Below are 1565 nucleotides of genomic sequence, written 5' to 3'. Positions count from 1 at the left end.
GGGCGACCCCATACATCTTGCGATTCATTGTTGAGCCAGCCTTCGGCAAACGGCTTATAGCTGGTAACCTGGTTTTTGTTGTCCAAGGTGACCATCATGATGGAGTAGCCACTTTTTTTGGTCCGGTTCCAGGAGCCGTGCAAGGCAACCAGGATCTGGTTTTTGTAGGCTGCGGGAAACATTTTTCCGGTGTAAAATTCCAGTCCGAGCGGTGCCACGTGAGGCCCTAATTTTTGAGCTGGCGCAATGAAATCGCTGCATGGATGTTTGCTGCCGAATTCGGGATCAGCCGAATCTCCCTGGTGGCAATACGGATAACCGAAATTCATGCCATCACGGGTAGCATGGTTCAGCTCACAAGAAGGCAGATCGTCGCCGAGCATGTCGCGGCCATTGTCGGTAAACCACAGCTCCTTGTTGTCGGGATGCCAGGTAAAGCCAACCGTATTGCGGATACCGCGCTGCACGATTTCCACTTTTTTGGTTTCAAGATCCAGGCGAGTAATCGAGGCATAAATTTCTTTGTCGGGTTCACAAATGTTGCAGGGCGCACCTACGGGAACGTACAATTTTCCATCCGGCCCAAAGGCGATGTATTTCCAACCGTGGTGTTTTTCGGTAGGGTATTGGTCGTATACCACCACCGGTTGTGGCGGATTGGCCAAGGCTGTTTCGATGTTCTCCAGTTTGATGATGCGGTTGACTTCTGCGATGTACAAGTCGCCATCGCGCAGGGCGACTCCATTGGGCATGTTCAAGCCTTTGGCCAGGGTGTACATTTTATCCACCTTATGGTCGCCGTCGGTATCTTGCAGGGCATACACATTTCCGGCGTCTCGGGTGCCTACAAAGAGGGTTCCATTGGGAGAAAGGCACATCGAGCGGGCATTTTTTACATCCTCAGCATAAATCTCGATTTTGAATCCCTCCGGAAGCTTGATCTGGCTCAAGGGCAATTTGGAGGCAGGTGTGTTGTTGAAGAGTTTGGGTGGTGGCGGATTAAAGTGGCCACAAGCGGCACTCAACAACACTACAACAGGGAATAACACAAGGGATCTGAATGGTTGCATGGCAGAATTTTTTATTGAACTTGTTTCGAAAGTACAACAAATCTCAACGGCAGAAGTGTAAAATACCCTGGCATTTTTCGTGGAGGGTAGCGCAAGCCTGCGTTTTTGGATTATATTTACGTCAAGTCAAGGTTTTATTCATCTACATCTATCAAGCAAAGCATCGTTACGCATGATACCATCTTTTGTCCCTGATCCTGCCGCTGAAGGCCATCCTGTACAACTGGTTCGACCAAAATTTTACAACAACCTTACTTTCAGGGTCTTGATTGCCATTGCGTTGGGAGCAATGGTGGGCGCTTTTTTCCCTAAAACGGGCGAAGCCATGCAGCCCATTGCCAAGACTTTCATCAACATGATCAAGATGGTGATTGCCCCCATCATATTTCTCACCATCGTGACGGGCATTGGCAAGGTGAGCGATATCCGGCAGTTTGGGCGCATTGGGGGCAAAGCTTTGTTGTACTTCATTACCGTTACCACTTTTGCGCTGAT

Annotated in this window: 2 protein-coding genes; one reads left to right on the top strand and one right to left on the bottom strand. The window is 49.3% G+C overall.

The features are described 5' to 3' along the window. Positions 1–1070 (bottom strand): PQQ-dependent sugar dehydrogenase (locus tag ABW391_RS21450; RefSeq protein ID WP_353483968.1); only part of this gene is annotated, 1070 nt, incomplete at its 3' end. A 172-nt stretch (positions 1071–1242) separates the two neighbouring features. On the opposite strand from ABW391_RS21450, the gene ABW391_RS21445 reads away from it, so the two are divergent. Then, positions 1243–1565 (top strand): cation:dicarboxylate symporter family transporter (locus ABW391_RS21445; protein WP_353483967.1); only part of this gene is annotated, 323 nt, incomplete at its 3' end.

It is taken from the genome of Haliscomenobacter sp. (genome assembly GCF_040403615.1).
In the GTDB taxonomy this organism is placed as follows: Bacteria; Bacteroidota; Bacteroidia; order Chitinophagales; family Saprospiraceae; genus Haliscomenobacter.
This window is presented reverse-complemented; position numbering and strand designations above follow the sequence as displayed.